Raw genomic sequence first — 16,360 nt, forward strand, 5'->3', positions numbered from 1 at the left:
TTGCGAGAAAAGGGTAATGGCATAAAAAAAGAATGCAAGGTCATCTTGCATTCTTTTTTATGTACATGTGCTCAATATCAGCACAATAAAGGCAATTTTTTAAAGGAAGTCATCTTCCTGTTCAAGTTCATCCTCATCAGGTATTTCTTCTAAAGGATCGGGTTCCTCAAAATCGTCATCATAGAGTTCTTCATCTTCCTCCAGTTCGTCGTCATCCTCGGGACCTCTGTTTCGTATTGTTGCTGTGTTTTCGTTTGCGAAAGATTGATTCGCATTTCCCAAAATTGTTGCAATAATAAGACCTAGTCTTTTATTCGTTGCGTTTTCTTGTAGATTCATCATCATGATGCTTTTTTAGCTCTATAATTGATTAACAAATGACATTGCTAAATTGTTGTGTCATTACGACTTTAAAAAGGTAAAAAATAGCTGCAATAAAATGAAGATAGGTGATTTGATATATTTCTGTTTATCTTCGGTACCTAAGGGAAGGCTAGGGCTATGATGGATGATTAGGTTCCAATACTTTGATTATTCATTTCAAGTGCTACAAGCGACAATAAAATGTTTTTTATGACAACTACAAGTCCACAAATTGGAAACGATAATTACGCGGAGCTTTCGGATGAAAGGATCCTATTGAGAAAAGTTGAAGCAACGGATATTCCAGCTCTTGCTGCAATATCTTTTTATGACGGCATCCAGGCTTCGGACATCGCGATGGCATTTGCTATGCAAACAAAGATTGATCAAGATATCCTGAATGGAAATTCATTTCACTGGTGTATAATTGACCGGCTTAGTGGACAAGTGGTTGGCACGTGCGGTTACTACCGGGGGTTGGAAAGTGGGGAGGGGGAACTGGGTTGTGTCTTGTTATCTCCGTTCCGTGGAAAAGGATACATGTCTCATGCGATGCGGCTGGCAATTACATTTGGTCAAAAAAGCCTCAGATTAGGTCGTATATGGGCAGTGACAACGAAGGGAAATTTGCAAGCGATAAAACTATTAGAACGTTTAAACTTTATAAAAACTGCCGATCACGATGATGAGATTGAATATGAATTAACTAATTTATTAAAATAGTACGAGCTAAGCGCTGTCTTAAACACGCTTTACTACTATTTATATAAGGGTATTGATCGATTCTTCTTTCAATACCCTAGTTAAAATGAAAAATTGTAATTGTCAATTAGCGATATCCTAAAATTTGCAGCAGCTGATCGCTCGTCTGTTTTTCTGAAAATGTTGTAAATTCAAGTTCATCGTTGTCGCTATGATCAATAATAATATGTTTTGGAGATGGAATCAAGCAATGATTGACACCTCCGAATCCACTTAATGCTTCCTGATATGCGCCTGTATGCATAAATGCCACAAACTGTTCCTGATCTGAGTGAGGCAGCATAACGGTTTTATGTTCCTTGACATTCGGATAGACATCTGCACTATCGCATGTTAAGCCCCCTAGGATAAAAGGTCTATTTTCTTCCTGGAGATTATTCACGGCAAATACCGGATATTCTTGCTGTATGGCCCATGTATCCGGGAGATGGGTAATAAATGAACCGTCAATAATCCCCCAATTTATCTTTTCACCCTGTTTTTTCTCCTGTATTTTGAAAATAGTTGTGGTTGCTTCAGCGACGGTGTATTTACCAAATTCGGTCACGATATCGGGTTCTGGCACACACTCTTGCTGACAGATGCCTAAAATCGTTGAAACGATACGTCTCACTAAATATGGAATGTCAAAATTTTCATTTGCAGTACTCTGAAAAGGCATACCTCCGCCGATGTCGAGTGTCGTTAAATGAGGATTTAATCTTTTTAATTGGCAATAGAAGCGAACGATCGCTTCGAGAACGTCCCAATATTGATCATCAGAAGACAGTCCATTTTCATTAAAAAAATGCAAAGTGGTCAAGGTAATCTGCTGGTTATGTTTAATATCTCGCTGATAGCAGGTGATAATATCTTCCGGAGATAAACCAAATCTGGATTCTTTGGGATAAGCGCTTAAAAAACTAAGATTGACTCTAATACCGACATTCAGGCTTGTATTGCTGTTTATGTTGTTGCAATAATAGATCAACTCGCTAGGACTATCGACCATCGGGGTAACTGCACAGTGGTTCTGCTTGATCAGCGACATAATGCCCCGTTGATAATCGGAAGTCTTATAACCATTGCATATAATTTTAGTTCCCTTTTTCACATGTCCATCTTCAATAAGCGACTGTATTAAATCAATATCGTAAGCGGAGGAAATCTCAATACCAATATCCGCTTGCAAGGCTTTTTTGATGATATGCTGGAAATGTGAACTCTTTGTACAGTAATAGTACGTATAAGTTCCCTGGTAAGATGTTTTTCTAATGGCCTTATTAAAATTTGACTTCATTTCATCGATCTTCTCCAGAATGGAAGGAAGATAGGTGAATCGTAAAGGCGTACCCTGTTTCTTGGATAGTCTGAATAGATCTATGTCTCTATAAAATAATTTAAAATCTTTTATATCGAATGCATTAGGCAGATTAACCTCCTGATGGATCAATAGTTTTTCTTTCATTCACAAATACCTGTTTTTAAAAAATAATGCGAATATATCACAAATCTAAGCGTCACTTAAGGTAATAAATGTATAATAAATAGTACTTTCTAGGGTTTGTTTTTTATGTTGCCACCGAATCTCTTTTTTAACTCAATGTGTCAAAAATATTTCCAAATGTTTATGTTTTTTCCAATTAAGCTCCTTAAGTTTGCCTGCTGTTATATAATTTGAAATGTCAATAAACAAACAGAATAAATGGATTATTCCTGTCATGTCTTTTTCAGCAGGAACTATTGTTGCTAATGTCTATTATAGTCAGCCTATTTTAAGGAATATTGCTGAAAGCTTAGGGAAATCTGAAAATGCCGTGGGTAAAATTGCGGTGCTTGCTCAGCTGGGTTACGGATTAGGGATGTTTTTCTTACTACCCTTAGGTGATAAATTAAATCGTAAAAAACTGATTTTAAGCATTTGTCTCACTCTTATCGTGATGCTTCTAATACTTGCGAATACTACTAATTTTACGTTATTGCTTGTCCTTAGTTTTATTATCGGTGTTTGTTCTACACCTGCACAGATAATTCTTCCTATGTCGGCAGCTTTGGGTAAAGAAAACCGGGGTAAAAATGTCGGTATTGTATTCAGTGGCATCCTATGTGGAATTTTGGGTTCACGCTTATTGAGCGGGGCTTTGACTGATCTATGGGGGTGGCAAAGTGTATTCCTCTGTTCAGCAATTTTGGTATGCATAAGCAGTTTATTACTTTTTTTCCTTTTACCCGAGATGCCTGCTAAATTTAAGGGAAGTTACTTTGGCTTACTGAAATCAACGATTTCACTGATAGGGCAGTATAAAATACTTCGACAGGCTTCTTTACTGGGATCTTTCACTTTTGGGGTGTTTTGCTCTTTTTGGACTACGTTAACCTTTCATCTGAGTGAAGAGCCATTTCATTATCCTGCATCTACCATTGGCCTATTTGGTCTGATCGCTATAGGAGGTGCGCTAGTTGCACCCTATTTTGGGAAAATGGCGGATAAAGGCCAAGTGTTTAAAAACTTATATCTTACCGTAGGGATGTTGTTCTTGAGCATTTTGGTGATGTGGTTTTTCCCACATTCGATCTGGGTTTTGATCATTGCTATATTTTTCCTGGACATCGGTGTTCAGGCCACTCAGATTACAAATTTTACCCGGATCTATTCGTTGGATGAACAAGCGCATAGCCGCCTGAATACGGTGTATATGACCACTTATTTCATAGGTGCCGGAACAGGTACCTTCTTCGGACTACTAAGCTGGTCGTTAGGAGGGTGGGATTTTGCGCTCTCGCAAATGCTGATCTGGAGTGCTATAGCTTTAGGCATTGTTTGGTTATCGAGTAAAAATAAACTTTAAAATACGGTGTATCTGTTACACAAGGCAACCCTTCAGAGATAATTTGAGGGGTTGTTTTATTTAAAAGATCGATTCCACTACAACAGGTCCGAAAAGTGTGCCGATGCATCTGATTTGAACCCGTTAAGATTTAAATAATCCGATGTAATATGGCGTGTGTGGGTGTATTTTCTTAAAGATGCGATAATTAATGTAAAATTTTATTTTAAATTTCCTCATGATAAGAAAAATTGTTTATGTTTGCTTTATAATGATTTATGGTGCGCAGGCACAGAATCTATAAAAAAAACGATATTACCAAAACCATTATAGAAAAGAACCCCTCAAATCGCTATAGAATCCAATTCTATAGCGATTCTTTATTTGGTACCCGTTAAGAACAGTATGGATAAGCGCTGACATGCTTTTTGAACATTCATTTAAAATCATATTAAATATTTATGGCGCTAATTTAAAGTGGTTTATGTGTTTTACTTATTCTTGATGAATGAGTATCCTTTCTAAAGTAGCAAATCGAGCGTACCAAAAACTGCTATTCCAGTAATTATTGTCCAAGATATCCAATCTTTAAACTCATTTTTTTGATGTCTGAGATAGAGGAGGTGCAATGCAAAATGTAAGATCGCAAAAATATCAAATCCCATGATGAAATTTTCTGAGGGTTGCGTAAGTCCCCATATTAAGAATAAAAAAAGTGGGATATGAGCCAGTATAAATATAGGATATCCCCAACTTTCCTTTAGCAGTGCTAACCCGGGGAAAATACGCCACTCCTTACAACGTACGGCATCCATTTCGTGCATAAAAAAAAGTACAAGTGCGAGATAAAAAAAAGAATGTGCGATCATATTATACATTAAGTTGTGCTTATCCATTTATGAAAAATAAGCTTATCAAATATAAGGGCTTACTTTAATATGAGAGCATTTTAGAGTAGTAAAAGTATAATCCTGTTAGCTGTTGTAAACAGATTGTTTATGTTATTGTGGTAATTCCATTTATATTCAATTTAATACGACATAGATAGATAATAAGTTCCCTAAAAAGATTAACGCTAAAGTCTAATTTTTTTAATTCTGTCATCAAAAAAAATGAACATCCGATAGAACAATAATGGGATCATGCTGTTTTTATAATCTGAAATTATAACTTAAATTAAATGACCATGAAAAACAAGATTCTTTTCGTATTATGCTTATTGACAGGCTTAATGTTTATCAATGCCGGCTTGGATAAATTTTTTCATTACATGCCTATGCCGAAGGATATGCCTGAGAAAATGATCAACGCAGGAAAGGCATTTATGGAAATCGGCTGGTTAATGCCACTGGTGGCGTTCGGAGAGATCACAGGCGGTTTATTATTGATCTTTAGTACAACGCGAGCGCTGGGAGCAGTTATTCTAACGCCAATTCTGACCGGTATTTTGTTATCGAACATCACTACCGCACCATCAGGTTTACCTATTGCGCTTGTTCTGGCTGCAATTGTTCTTTGGGTTATCATCGAAAACTGGCATAAGTATCTTCCTATGCTCCGCAAGTAGTAAAATAAGAGTCTATTTGTGTCTTTATATGTTGATATCCCGATCAAAAGGCACAAATAGCTTTTCAGCAAGCTTGATTAACCGATATTTCCAGCAATACGGTTATATATATGTTCAAATTTGACCGCTATCTCTCGACCGATATACATGCGTTTAGCGCTGGCATAAGGTTGATACTGATGCTCCTGTAAAAAGGCTTGTGCGGCTATATTCTCTTTCGGTACGACCACAGTTGTCTTTGTTTGTAAGTGAAATTCCGTAAGTTCCTTACCTGCAGTTGGATGAATAGCTATGATTAAACCTTCCCCGAAGGTCGGTAAGTAATATCCTGCAAGGGAACCATCGATGACATAGAGGTAAGAAGACGCTAAATGATCTTCTAGCTCCCAGGCTCTATTTTCTCCAGATACCAAACTGTCCAATGCCAGCATTTGATCTTTATAGATCGCATTGTAGCTGCTGATATGCGGATTAGCGACTTGGCCTAGAGGAATAGTGACATCCTTAAAAAAGAGATATTCGGTATCTGTGATGAAACCGATACTTTCGTATACAGTTGCTCCCAGATCTGTTGCGATCAATTGAATACTAGTACAATTCTCCGCTTTTGCCGTTGCGATGAGCTGTTGTGTCATCAGCTTTCCATAACCTTGTTTTCGATGATCGGGATGAACAATAATATGTCCAAGCCAAGCAACATCTTGATGGACGATAACCGATCCTATAGCTACGATTTCTTGATTTTCAAGAAGCTTGATGGGGATACCGTATTTTTGATTGACATAATATTCAAATTTGGGTATTATATCATGCCAGCCCTCAGGTTGTAAGTTAACAAGCTGTGCGAAATCACTTGATACGATCGGTTCGAAACTTAAATTGCTCATTTGCGTATACAATTTTTGCGGTTTTAATTAAACGAATGTAATACTTTAAATTTATTTCAAAAAGCAGCGCTTTTTTTTGATGACGGTTTGATTTATAAAAATGGGATGAGCGTGTCAGGTATAACTCGCAATTTCAGATTAGGGCTGGATTTCTTCATATTAAAGAACGATTAGAATAGCGAACAGATTTCGTTCAAGAATAATATATTCTCTACCTTTGGCTCTTTAGGCAAGAAAGTCCAGGTGGCTTTCCTGCATTTAAATTTTGCAAATATGACTGTTTTAACGTTTACACTCATTATGCTCCTTGGAGCCATATGTGCAGGTATTATTGGTTCGCTTTCCGGGCTTGGTGGTGGAATTGTAGTAATACCTTTGTTGACTATTCTGCTTGGAGTAGATATCCATTATGCGATAGGAGCTGCTTTAGTTTCCGTAATTGCGACATCTTCGGGATCTGCCGCCGCATATGTTAAGGAAGGGATCGCAAATATGCGGCTCGGCATGTTTTTAGAGATTGCGACTACTGCAGGTGCTGTTGTCGGTGCACTTATCGCAACATCGGCTCCCAGTTCGCTTATTGCCGTATTATTTGGTCTAGCTTTAATCTTTTCTGCGGCAAACTCGCTCCGGAAAAAAGAAGAACATATCGTAGAGCAGTCCAGTAAGCTGGCGATCAGCCTCAAGCTACCTTCTACCTATCCAGTAGTAAAGGGCACAGAGGTGTCTTATGGCACAAAAAATGTCATCGGCGGATTTAGTATGATGGGACTTGCCGGAGTGCTTTCGGGTATGCTGGGAATAGGATCGGGGGCTTTTAAAGTAATCGCGATGGATACCATTATGCGTATACCCTTTAAGGTGTCGACCACAACGAGTAATTTTATGATGGGCGTGACTGCTCTAGCAAGTTGCGTGATTTATCTTCAGAAAGGGTATGTTGTCCCTGATATCTGTCTTCCGGTCATGATTGGTGTCCTAATAGGCTCGATGATCGGTTCCAAGATATTGATGGCGACAGATCCAAAGAAATTAAGAGTATTTTTTGCTTTTATTATTTTCTTCTTGGCTTTTAACATGATTTATAACGGTATTAAAGGAAAATTCTAATGCAGATTACAGATAAAACGATACAAAGAATTATTGGAGATGTCTTAAAATACGGCGTAAGAACAGTATTGGCGATCAGTACCATCGGCGGATTGATCTTTCTTTATAACCATGCGAATGAACAGGCTGATTATGCCCGATTTACAGAAAATGATCGAAGTATTATTGAAGTTGTATCGGATGTTTTCAGTGGAGTCATCAACATGCAAGGGCGTTCGATTATATTTTTAGCGATCATCATTCTTTTTTGTACCCCATTGATCCGATTATTACTTTCATTGGTCAGCTTTATCATCGAGGGTGATAAACTATATGTCTTCATCACGACGCTAGTGCTGATCATAATTGCCTTTAGTATGTATTTCGGATTCGGACATTAACAACTTTGAAAAATTCTGAAATGAATTTTTTCAAAATATAAAATGAAAAGTTCTCCAAAACGGAGAACTCTTCTATATAAAGGGTACTTAATTGTCTATTTTCTAGCCTTTTTTATTTTTTCTTCTATAGGCATATCCAAAATTGCCATAAGTAATAAGTAATATCCTTTTTTTAATCCTAATTTTTTCAAGTTTCCATCTTGCTTTTTCATGATTGATAATTTTTTAGTGCTTACTAGATATAACTATGGGATTATTTTCAAAGCATATGCCATTTTCTTGTCATGATACGAAGAAGCGTATTTTTTTTGCGCCATTTACGTATTTAGATTTCAGCTCGGTTATTTATACCTGACGCATGTACGATTTATCGCTTTATTGTGCGCTATTCATTACAATTTTATAACAAAAAGTTTTCATTAACAGTCGATTATTGCTTAAAATAATGCTAAATTGCTAACAGTATTTTTATAATGTGTATTTACCTATTATCTTGTAACTCCGATGATGCTAAACTATTGTAAATTCTTGACTACCTGCTTGGCCGCTGTCCTTATTTTTTCGATGAGCGCCTGTGATAAAGAAGATATGGGGCAAAAAACAGCATTATTTAGTCCAGACTATAAGAGTATCCAGGTCAATACTGGTTTTGTGGACAATGGTATTGAAATCAATGCTAAAGAATGGTCCGTAGCCTATGTTAAAGATGCGCTTTCAGGAGAAATACTTCAGGATATAAATGATAATCCAGTTGTCTTAAATGCTGCAGGTACTGTTGAAGTGGCCGGTGGCTGGTTGAAATTGGAGAAAATAGCAAGTAGTCATCTGCTTAATCTAACATTAAAAGAGAATTTCAACGCAGAACCCAGAAAGTTTGTAATCGGAATAGCGGCGAATGGAGCGGAAGATGAACTTTCTTTTACTCAAAGCAGAGGTGCTGGTTATGAGATTGTGAAGAAAGAAATCATAGAAGTACCTGGAAGCCGGAAAGAGTTTACAAGTGATGAAGGCTGTTATACCATAACGCTTTCTAACAATACCTCCACGGCAAAAAATATGGAGACGGTAGCCATCTTTAAAGACGTCAATTACATGTCCGAGTTCAGTAGTACTGATGAAGACGCTTTTAAATGGATAAATGCTCAAGATTCACTTATATTCATGGGTGAAATCTTGAAAGACGGGGCAACATACTGGTCGAAACAAGTACCATATAAAGAAGGGAAATTTTTTGAACCTTATATAAATTCTGCAAGCAAACAAACGTTATTAGTACAGCCGTATTCAAATATTCAGGTCAAGGGAGAGATCAAATACCTTACACGGGAATGCCAATATACGTTTACGATTAAAAATCAATCTTCTGGGCATTTATTTGATGTATCGGGCACCTGGAAGCAAAAAGTACCGCTATTGCCAATTACAAAGATTTTTTAATGTTCCTCAACAGGGACATTTTCATTTTGTTTTTTAAACATTGCGTTTCTATACGCTTCACCCCATTTTGCAATTTCGTCGATAATAGGTTCTAATGTGCGGCCGTATTCGGTCACTTCATATTCAACGGTAATGGGTTTTGTATTCATAACCGTACGGCTGATAAGGTGATTCATTTCCATGTCCTGTAATTCCTTCGAGAGCATCTTAGCAGCAATACCATCTACTTCACGCAGCAGATCCATGAATCGCATCTTTCCGCCTTCCATCAATGTTCCCAAAATATGAAATTTCCATTTTCCGGATAAGATTTCCATAGTATCTGTGATCGCAATAATCCGGGCTTTACATCCTGATCTATTGTTTATGGTTGGATTTTTCTTCATGATCTTTTATTACAATACAAAATTACGGTGTAAAATTACGGAAACGATTATTGGTTTCCTATAGGAAAGTAGTTTCAAAAAGGAAACCAATAGCATTTGTATACTAATCCTATGTTATTTTTGCACAAGATTTATATAATTAATAATTTAAAAATGAAAAAAATAGCAATCTTAGCAGTATTCGCTTCTGTCATCTTAGCTTCATGTGGTGGTTCAAATGGTGATAAAGCTCAAACAGGAACAGAGCAACAAGTTGCCGAACAAAAAGGTGCAACTTTTGCAGTTGATACAGCAGTAAGTTCAATCAAATGGAAAGCATATCACAAAGGTGGGTTTGATCCAAGATTTGGTACATTGAAAAGTGAAGGTACTGTATCTGTAGAAGCAGGAGCGATCACAGGTGGATCATTTGTTATCGATATGAATTCAGTGACAACAGACAAGAGTGCGGTTGATCCTGCAAAATCAGGTGGTAAAACTGCAGCTGATTTAGATGGTCACTTAAAAACGGGTGATTTCTTTGAAGTGGAAAAATATCCAACAGCTAAATTTGAAATTACAGCAGTTACAGCTTTTGATGCTGCTAAAGACAAAAGTGTCATTGCGGATGCAACAAACATTATCAGCGGTAACTTAACAATCAAAGATAAGACTGTGAATGTTACTTTTCCAGCAAAAGTTAGCGTAACGGATAATGAAATTAATGTACAATCTAAATTCACAATCAACAGACAAGACTGGGGATTAGCGTACGGTACTGAAGGTGATCCTAAAGACTGGATGATCTCTCAAGAAGTAGATATGGAGCTGAATATCGCTGCAAAAAAATAATTTTATAAAAACACGCTTTAAAAAATTAAAGCGTGTTTTTTTTACTGCGAAGTAGCTATACTGCGCGGTCAATAGGTCGGACCTTTTCAGGGCTTAGCGGTATCTTATGCTGTTTCGATATTGCATGAAATTTGACTACATAAACCAAATAAACCGAACATGAAGAACGAGTCTAACCATAATCCACTTTTGTGCGATCCTGAAATAGGTAGCTGTGAAATGCCAGTTTTAGCGTATGAATCAGCAGCAGTACACCCTCTTGAACAAACAGATAAACCCCTTAAAGTCATTTATTTCACAGATCCCATATGTTCTTCCTGTTGGGGAATTGAACCACAATTGCGGAAACTAAAACTTGAATATGGTGATTGCTTATCCATGCACTATCATATGGGCGGTTTACTGCCCGACTGGAACTATAACAGTGGGGGAATTAGCAAACCTAGTGATGTCGCCGGGCATTGGGACGAGGTGAGTATTTATTATGATATGCCGATTGATGGTGATATCTGGTTCGAAGATCCTTTAGACTCTTCTTATCCGCCTTCTATTGCTTTTAAAGCAGCACAATTGCAGGATAATGATCAAGCTATTCTGTTTTTAAGAACATTGCGAGAAATGGTTTTTTTACAGAAGAAAAACATCACTAAATGGGAATACATAGCTGCGGCGGCAAAAATGGTCGGGTTAGATGAAGTTCAATTATTGTCAGACTATCAAAAATCAGCGCCTGTTCAATTTGAAGAAGACCTTAAATTGGCGAGAACATACGGTGTAAGAGGTTTTCCAACACTTTATTTTGAGGATATGCATGGAAATCGCGAGATGGTGTATGGCGCGAAACCTTATGCTTTTTATGAAGCCGCAATTTTAAAATTAAATCCGACAGCTATAAAAGGAACTTATCGTCAGGACTGGAAAAGTATTTTTTCTACATACAATTCGCTGACTGCTAAGGAATATGCTGTACTGACAGATACGCCAAGATCAGCAAGTGAGGAACTGTTGAACGAACTTATCGCAAATAAACTGTTGCAAAAAAGCACAACAAAAAATGGTGCTATCTGGCATCTGAACATCTCGTAGTCATTCTCAGAACAAGGTACTACGTTGTGTATGGCGTGATATAGCGTTTTAAGCTAATACTTGTGCTGTGGATGTCGAAGAACGGAACTATTTGATCGGATTGGGATCGCACAGTCGCAGGTATAACCTGCTAGCAGACTGAACCAATTAAGATAACGTACGATGTTTTTATATAGGCAGGATTTTAGTGCATAAAAACCTGTTTATATAAAAAGGGCTTAAATGAGGTTTAGAAAATTATCCCGATACTGCCGTGGCTGCAGGCCTATGACACTCTTAAACTGCTTATTGAAGTTGGTTACTGAAGGATAGCCGCATTCGTAGCTGACTGTTTCTATGGAAATACTATCGTCTTTTAATAGTTTGCAGGCGTAGTTTACTCTTATTTCCTTCAAAAAGTCCGAAAATGATTTGTTGAGGCGTGTCTTAAAGTATCTGCTAAAAGAGGTACTGGTCATATTTGCAATTTCTGCAACTTTCTCCAGACGGATCTGCTGATCAAAGTTTTTAATCACGTAGTCATAGACCTTGTGTATCCGCTCGGTTTCGGCCTGTTTATAATTTATGGCTTCATCAAACTCATTGATGTAACGACAGTCTGTGGACAGCACTAAAGTGTCCAATATTTTCAATAGGAGAATTACGCTTTCCAACCCATCCTTATGTAATAATTCAAACATCATCCCTCCAATAATATCTCTAGTTTCCCCCGTTATTTCGACCCCGAGATTGCTGGTGAGAAAGAACTTTTTGAGCCTGAAAAATTCTTCCTTACCGTAGATTTCTTCAGCAAAGAAATTGTTATGAAAGTAGATCACTATAACCGACGTATCGAGCTGACTGTCCTTTTTAAAATAAGACAAATGATTTTTCCAGACATGGGGTAGATTGGGACCAATAAATACCATATCGTTTGCATGAAACGGTTGCAAACTATTGCCTACAATTCTGTTTCCTTCCCCTTTTATTACGTACGAAAGTTGAAATTCCGGATGTGCATGAAAGGTTGGATCAAAATGAGGTTCATTGATTTGTTTTATCGAAAAAGTTTTATTCTCTGGAATAAGCGATTTTGAAATAACTCTCTTATCTAGCATTATGATTTCAGTTTATTGGGGTAAATATAGTTAAAAATGATACAATATGTCTGAAACTTGATAAAAAAGCTAAGTTCCAAGCTACTTCATATCTCTATATTTGCTTATAACAATTATAGATAAATCCAAATTTCAACTAAATCATGAATAATATTTTAAGAGTTTTACTTTTATTTTTAGTGTTTTTGACCTCTTGTAGAGCTGATGAACCGAGAAGGGCAGAGGTACTATTTATTGGTGCTGGAAATAAGCAATCTTCTAATCAAGCGACCTGGTTATCGGTCGAACTTTTTAAATCGGGCATCAATCTAACCTATACCGACACCTTAGCAAGTTTAGAATTTGATTATTTAAATAAGTTTGATGGGGTTGTCTTATTGGTGAATGAAAAAGAGCTCAGTGAAGAAAAGGAGCAGGCATTAAAGAAATTCCTGAAAGAAGGAAAAGGGGTTGTGGCCTTGAACTCGTCTGCTAATTCATTTCAGAATTCCGAATGGTATACCAACTTGGTACAAGGTGGTTTTACCGACGCGGGTGATGGGCAAGCAATTGTTACAATAGAAAACGCCAAACATGTACTGGATTCATCCATTAACACCATTCAGGTTAACAATGAAAAATACATATTCAAGAAAAAAACAGATCAAACTGTTATCGGTAGCGCTGCGATAGATGGTTCAAAACAAAACTACATCTGGTATAGTGAGGAAAACGGCGGTCGTTTTTTATATCACGCGTTAGGTAAGCATGATGATACCTGGAAAAATCATCAGTTTCTAAGAACGGTCAGCAGTGCGGTCTGGTGGTCACTTGGAGAGCAGGTTCAAAGTATGGTGAATAAATTGGCTATTCCGAATGTAAGCATATATCCCGATTCCATATCCGATTTTACAGCACGTTATGATGTTCCTAAAGTGCAGGATCCGCTTAGTCCAGAACAGTCGATGAAACTGATACAGAAACCTGTGGATTTTGAATTAAAACTTTTTGCCGCGGAGCCCAATATTACCAATCCGATTGCGATGAGCTGGGATGAAAAAGGCAGATTATGGGTCATTGAAGCTGTTGATTATCCAAATAGTTTTGAGGAGGTGAAAGGTAAAGGAAATGATCGCATCGTCATCTGTGAAGATACCGACGGCGATGGTGTTGCTGATAAATTTACGGAATTTGCTAAGGGCTTAAATATTGCAACAAGTTTAACTTTTGCCAATGATGGTGTTATAGTGGCCATGGCTCCCAATTTTGTTTTCTTAAAAGATACCGATGGTGATGATGTGGCCGATCATGAAGAAATCATTATGACCGGTTGGAGCAAAGGAGATACGCATGCCGGTCCATCAAATCTGCAATACGGATTTGACAACAAAATCTGGGGTGTTAACGGATATGCAGGTTACAATGGTATTGTTAACGGTGAAAAGCATATTTTCTCTCAAGGTTTATACCGACTTAATCCAGATGGTTCGGATCTGGAGTATTTAGCTACAACCAGCAATAATACTTGGGGTCTTGGTATTTCGGAAGATAATAATGTCTTTGTATCCACGGCAAATAACACCCATTCTGCTTTCTATTCGATGCCGGAGAAGTATCTACAGCGACGTGTTGACAATATTCCTGGCGCTAATCCAATCAATTCAATCCAAAAAATTGACGGGCATTATGAGGTTCATGCTTTAACACCAAACTTAAGACAGGTGGATGTTGTCGGCGGATTTACATCAGCGGCAGGCCATCAGATGTATACCGCACGGGATTTTCCACAGTCTTATTGGAACAGTGTGGCCTTTGTAGCTGAACCTACGGTAAGATTATTACATAACGCAATTATTGAAAAAGATGGTGCAGGTTTTAAAGAAAGAGACGGCTGGAATTTACTGGCAAGTTCTGATGAGTGGTTTGGACCTGTGCATGCTGAGGTAGGACCAGATGGTGCTGTGTGGGTTTTGGATTGGTACAATTTTATCATTCAGCATAATGTTTTTGTCCCGGCGCAAGCGCCATCAGAGAAAGTCCTTCCTTTTAAGGATCAGGTTGGAGGGCCCGGAAATGCATTTGAAAGTAATCTGAGAGACAAAAAGCATGGCCGTGTATATCGCGTTTTATATAAAAATGGCAAGCATAATGAAAGTTTCAAACTTTCAAAAGATAATCCCAAAGGACTTATCGAAGCTTTAAATAGTAAAAACAAATTTTGGAGAACCCATGCACAGCGGCTTTTAGTAGAGCGGAAAAATGCGGATGTTGAACAAGATTTGATTAAAATAATCAACAATAAATCGGTAGATGAAATTGGATTGAATGCACCTGCTATACATGCTATCTGGACTTTAAAAGGTTTGGGTCTTCTAACAAAGAAAGAAGTGAATGATGCATTATTAGCCGCATTATCGCATCCATCTGCCGGTGTGCGAAAAGCTGCTGTTCAGGTACTGGATTTAAATGCTAAATCTTTTGATCAAATAGCACAGTCTAATATTTTTAAAGATGAGAATCTCAATACTAGGCTTGCCGCTTTTGTTAAAATTGCAGATTCCGCTCCTTTTGCCGCAGTTGCTCCTGTATTAAAGGCGGCAATCAATGATCCTGTCAATGCAAAGGACAGGTGGTTATCTCCAGCTTTATTTGCGGCGATCCAGACCAACCATAGTCATATGTCGATGGTTGCTGATCAGTCTTCAACAAATACTTATCAACAAGCTGTAAACCAAGCGCTAGGTGAAGAAATTTATACACTTGGTAGAAAAAACCGTGTTCAGTTTTCACCAAATGTGGCTGATAAGAATATCACGATTGAAACAGCAGTATTACGCCGTGATCAGGATGCTTTCAAAGGATTAATTATTGGGCAAGGTGATGCAAAAAATGGCTTTGCTTTATACATGCAGGGTAATAAAATATATTGGGACGTATATAATAATGGTGAAATACAGCGTATAGCAGCTACAGACGGAATCGGAAATGGATTTAAAGTTAATGCGAGCATAACAGCAAACCAAGGATCTAGTCTTTATATCAACAACAAATTGGTCGGTAACATCAAAGAGGTCAAGCCGTTCAATAAACCACTGCGTGCATATCTGCGGTCGGGAGAAGATCTGGATGAATCTGTTGCGCTGACCAAGTACGAGCATGGATCTGAATTTATCGGAAATATCAGTGAGATCAAAGTAAAGCTTCAATTGAATGGGGAGCATGCGCATCACCATATGCAGCGCGCAAGTCCTGTGGAAGTGAATCAAAACGAGGCACCTGCTGAAGTCATTGTGATCAAAGCGGTAAAAGATATTATGCAGTATGATAAACGGTCCATTACGGTGAAAGCAGGAAGGCAGATTACTTTGATCATGGAAAATCCGGATGCAATGCCCCATAATTTAGTGATCATCAAACCTGGTACAACAGAGATCGTCGGTAAAGCGGCAGATGCCATGTTGCAAGCGTCTTCGGCAGCTGAAAAAGACTATGTTCCTGAAGTCAGTGAAGTGCTGTTTCATACCAAATTGGTAAATCCGGGGCAAAGCTATACGCTTAAATTTCAAGCCCCTAAAGAAAAAGGTGAATATCCGTTTATCTGTACATTCCCGGGACATTGGAGAGGAATGAACGGAATAATGAAAGTTGTGGAATAATATAAACGAAAC

The 16,360-nt window shown here is 37.8% G+C and carries 15 protein-coding genes; 9 read left to right on the top strand and 6 right to left on the bottom strand.

Features of this window, described 5'->3' with window-relative positions; genetic code table 11:
• Positions 1-99: 99 nt before the first annotated feature.
• The gene (locus tag WH188_RS14230) at positions 100-345 is read right to left on the bottom strand and encodes a hypothetical protein (RefSeq protein WP_183913136.1); all 246 of its coding nucleotides are present in this window, start codon (positions 343-345) and stop codon (positions 100-102) included.
• Between the two features lie 228 nt (positions 346-573).
• On the opposite strand from WH188_RS14230, the gene WH188_RS14235 reads away from it, so the two are divergent.
• Complete coding sequence (locus tag WH188_RS14235; protein ID WP_132768082.1) at positions 574-1,086, top strand: GNAT family N-acetyltransferase; 513 nt, start codon at positions 574-576, stop codon at positions 1,084-1,086.
• Between the two features lie 106 nt (positions 1,087-1,192).
• Here WH188_RS14235 and WH188_RS14240 read toward each other — a convergent pair whose 3' ends face one another.
• The gene (locus WH188_RS14240) at positions 1,193-2,572 is read right to left on the bottom strand and encodes an arginine decarboxylase (RefSeq protein ID WP_339424199.1); all 1,380 of its coding nucleotides are present in this window, start codon (positions 2,570-2,572) and stop codon (positions 1,193-1,195) included.
• Between the two features lie 214 nt (positions 2,573-2,786).
• Between WH188_RS14240 and WH188_RS14245 the strand changes: the two genes are divergently transcribed.
• Positions 2,787-3,953 carry an MFS transporter gene (locus tag WH188_RS14245; protein ID WP_339424200.1) on the top strand — a complete coding sequence of 389 codons (1,167 nt, stop codon included), beginning with the start codon at positions 2,787-2,789 and terminating at the stop codon, positions 3,951-3,953.
• Between the two features lie 500 nt (positions 3,954-4,453).
• Here WH188_RS14245 and WH188_RS14250 read toward each other — a convergent pair whose 3' ends face one another.
• Positions 4,454-4,801 carry a DUF6713 family protein gene (locus WH188_RS14250; RefSeq protein WP_339424201.1) on the bottom strand — a complete coding sequence of 116 codons (348 nt, stop codon included), beginning with the start codon at positions 4,799-4,801 and terminating at the stop codon, positions 4,454-4,456.
• 317 nt (positions 4,802-5,118) lie between these two features.
• Between WH188_RS14250 and WH188_RS14255 the strand changes: the two genes are divergently transcribed.
• Positions 5,119-5,499 carry a DoxX family membrane protein gene (locus WH188_RS14255; protein WP_132768087.1) on the top strand — a complete coding sequence of 127 codons (381 nt, stop codon included), beginning with the start codon at positions 5,119-5,121 and terminating at the stop codon, positions 5,497-5,499.
• 77 nt (positions 5,500-5,576) lie between these two features.
• Here the strand turns inward: WH188_RS14255 and WH188_RS14260 are convergent, their stop codons facing one another.
• Positions 5,577-6,386 carry a GNAT family N-acetyltransferase gene (locus WH188_RS14260; protein WP_339424202.1) on the bottom strand — a complete coding sequence of 270 codons (810 nt, stop codon included), beginning with the start codon at positions 6,384-6,386 and terminating at the stop codon, positions 5,577-5,579.
• Positions 6,387-6,659: 273 nt separating this feature from the next.
• Between WH188_RS14260 and WH188_RS14265 the strand changes: the two genes are divergently transcribed.
• The 3 genes from WH188_RS14265 to WH188_RS14275 all read left to right on the top strand — a co-directional run bounded on the left by WH188_RS14265 (position 6,660) and on the right by WH188_RS14275 (position 9,313).
• Entirely contained in the window at positions 6,660-7,496 is an 837-nt protein-coding gene (locus tag WH188_RS14265; protein ID WP_031288480.1) for a sulfite exporter TauE/SafE family protein, read from the top strand.
• Positions 7,496-7,876 (top strand): DUF1634 domain-containing protein, encoded by a 381-nt coding sequence (locus WH188_RS14270; protein ID WP_021190329.1) that lies wholly within the window; start codon positions 7,496-7,498, stop codon positions 7,874-7,876. Before WH188_RS14265 ends, WH188_RS14270 begins: the two co-directional genes overlap by 1 nt.
• A gap of 504 nt (positions 7,877-8,380) precedes the next feature.
• Positions 8,381-9,313, top strand: a complete 933-nt coding sequence (locus WH188_RS14275; protein ID WP_339424203.1) for a hypothetical protein — start codon at positions 8,381-8,383, stop codon at positions 9,311-9,313.
• Here the strand turns inward: WH188_RS14275 and WH188_RS14280 are convergent.
• Positions 9,310-9,699, bottom strand: a complete 390-nt coding sequence (locus WH188_RS14280) for a winged helix-turn-helix transcriptional regulator (protein ID WP_021190331.1) — start codon at positions 9,697-9,699, stop codon at positions 9,310-9,312. The two genes, WH188_RS14275 and WH188_RS14280, sit on opposite strands and share 4 nt — an antisense overlap.
• 153 nt (positions 9,700-9,852) lie before the next feature.
• Between WH188_RS14280 and WH188_RS14285 the strand changes: the two genes are divergently transcribed.
• Entirely contained in the window at positions 9,853-10,530 is a 678-nt protein-coding gene (locus tag WH188_RS14285; protein WP_021190332.1) for a YceI family protein, read from the top strand.
• Between the two features lie 159 nt (positions 10,531-10,689).
• Positions 10,690-11,616 (top strand): DsbA family protein, encoded by a 927-nt coding sequence (locus WH188_RS14290; protein WP_132768093.1) that lies wholly within the window; start codon positions 10,690-10,692, stop codon positions 11,614-11,616.
• Positions 11,617-11,834: 218 nt separating this feature from the next.
• On the opposite strand, the gene WH188_RS14295 is transcribed toward WH188_RS14290, so the two are convergent.
• Positions 11,835-12,713: an AraC family transcriptional regulator gene (locus tag WH188_RS14295; protein WP_132768095.1), complete on the bottom strand. Its 879-nt coding sequence runs from the start codon at positions 12,711-12,713 to the stop codon at positions 11,835-11,837.
• Positions 12,714-12,856: 143 nt separating this feature from the next.
• Here WH188_RS14295 and WH188_RS14300 point away from each other — a divergent pair, with 143 nt between their 5' ends.
• On the top strand, positions 12,857-16,348 hold the full coding sequence (locus WH188_RS14300) for a PVC-type heme-binding CxxCH protein (RefSeq protein WP_132768097.1): 3,492 nt from the start codon (positions 12,857-12,859) through the stop codon (positions 16,346-16,348).
• The last annotated feature ends 12 nt before the right edge of the window (positions 16,349-16,360 follow it).

The organism is Sphingobacterium sp. MYb388, from assembly GCF_037479535.1.
GTDB lineage: Bacteria > Bacteroidota > Bacteroidia > Sphingobacteriales > Sphingobacteriaceae > Sphingobacterium > Sphingobacterium anhuiense.

Excerpts from the sequence above, each read along its gene's own strand:
- WH188_RS14230 (WP_183913136.1), bottom strand. The coding sequence starts at position 345 with ATGATGATGAATCTACAAGAAAACGCAACGAATAAAAGACTAGGTCTT.
- WH188_RS14235 (WP_132768082.1), top strand. The coding sequence starts at position 574 with ATGACAACTACAAGTCCACAAATTGGAAACGATAATTACGCGGAGCTT.
- WH188_RS14240 (WP_339424199.1), bottom strand. The coding sequence starts at position 2,572 with ATGAAAGAAAAACTATTGATCCATCAGGAGGTTAATCTGCCTAATGCA.
- WH188_RS14245 (WP_339424200.1), top strand. The coding sequence starts at position 2,787 with ATGTCAATAAACAAACAGAATAAATGGATTATTCCTGTCATGTCTTTT.
- WH188_RS14250 (WP_339424201.1), bottom strand. The coding sequence starts at position 4,801 with ATGATCGCACATTCTTTTTTTTATCTCGCACTTGTACTTTTTTTTATG.
- WH188_RS14255 (WP_132768087.1), top strand. The coding sequence starts at position 5,119 with ATGAAAAACAAGATTCTTTTCGTATTATGCTTATTGACAGGCTTAATG.
- WH188_RS14260 (WP_339424202.1), bottom strand. The coding sequence starts at position 6,386 with ATGAGCAATTTAAGTTTCGAACCGATCGTATCAAGTGATTTCGCACAG.
- WH188_RS14265 (WP_031288480.1), top strand. The coding sequence starts at position 6,660 with ATGACTGTTTTAACGTTTACACTCATTATGCTCCTTGGAGCCATATGT.
- WH188_RS14270 (WP_021190329.1), top strand. The coding sequence starts at position 7,496 with ATGCAGATTACAGATAAAACGATACAAAGAATTATTGGAGATGTCTTA.
- WH188_RS14275 (WP_339424203.1), top strand. The coding sequence starts at position 8,381 with ATGATGCTAAACTATTGTAAATTCTTGACTACCTGCTTGGCCGCTGTC.
- WH188_RS14280 (WP_021190331.1), bottom strand. The coding sequence starts at position 9,699 with ATGAAGAAAAATCCAACCATAAACAATAGATCAGGATGTAAAGCCCGG.
- WH188_RS14285 (WP_021190332.1), top strand. The coding sequence starts at position 9,853 with ATGAAAAAAATAGCAATCTTAGCAGTATTCGCTTCTGTCATCTTAGCT.
- WH188_RS14290 (WP_132768093.1), top strand. The coding sequence starts at position 10,690 with ATGAAGAACGAGTCTAACCATAATCCACTTTTGTGCGATCCTGAAATA.
- WH188_RS14295 (WP_132768095.1), bottom strand. The coding sequence starts at position 12,713 with ATGCTAGATAAGAGAGTTATTTCAAAATCGCTTATTCCAGAGAATAAA.
- WH188_RS14300 (WP_132768097.1), top strand. The coding sequence starts at position 12,857 with ATGAATAATATTTTAAGAGTTTTACTTTTATTTTTAGTGTTTTTGACC.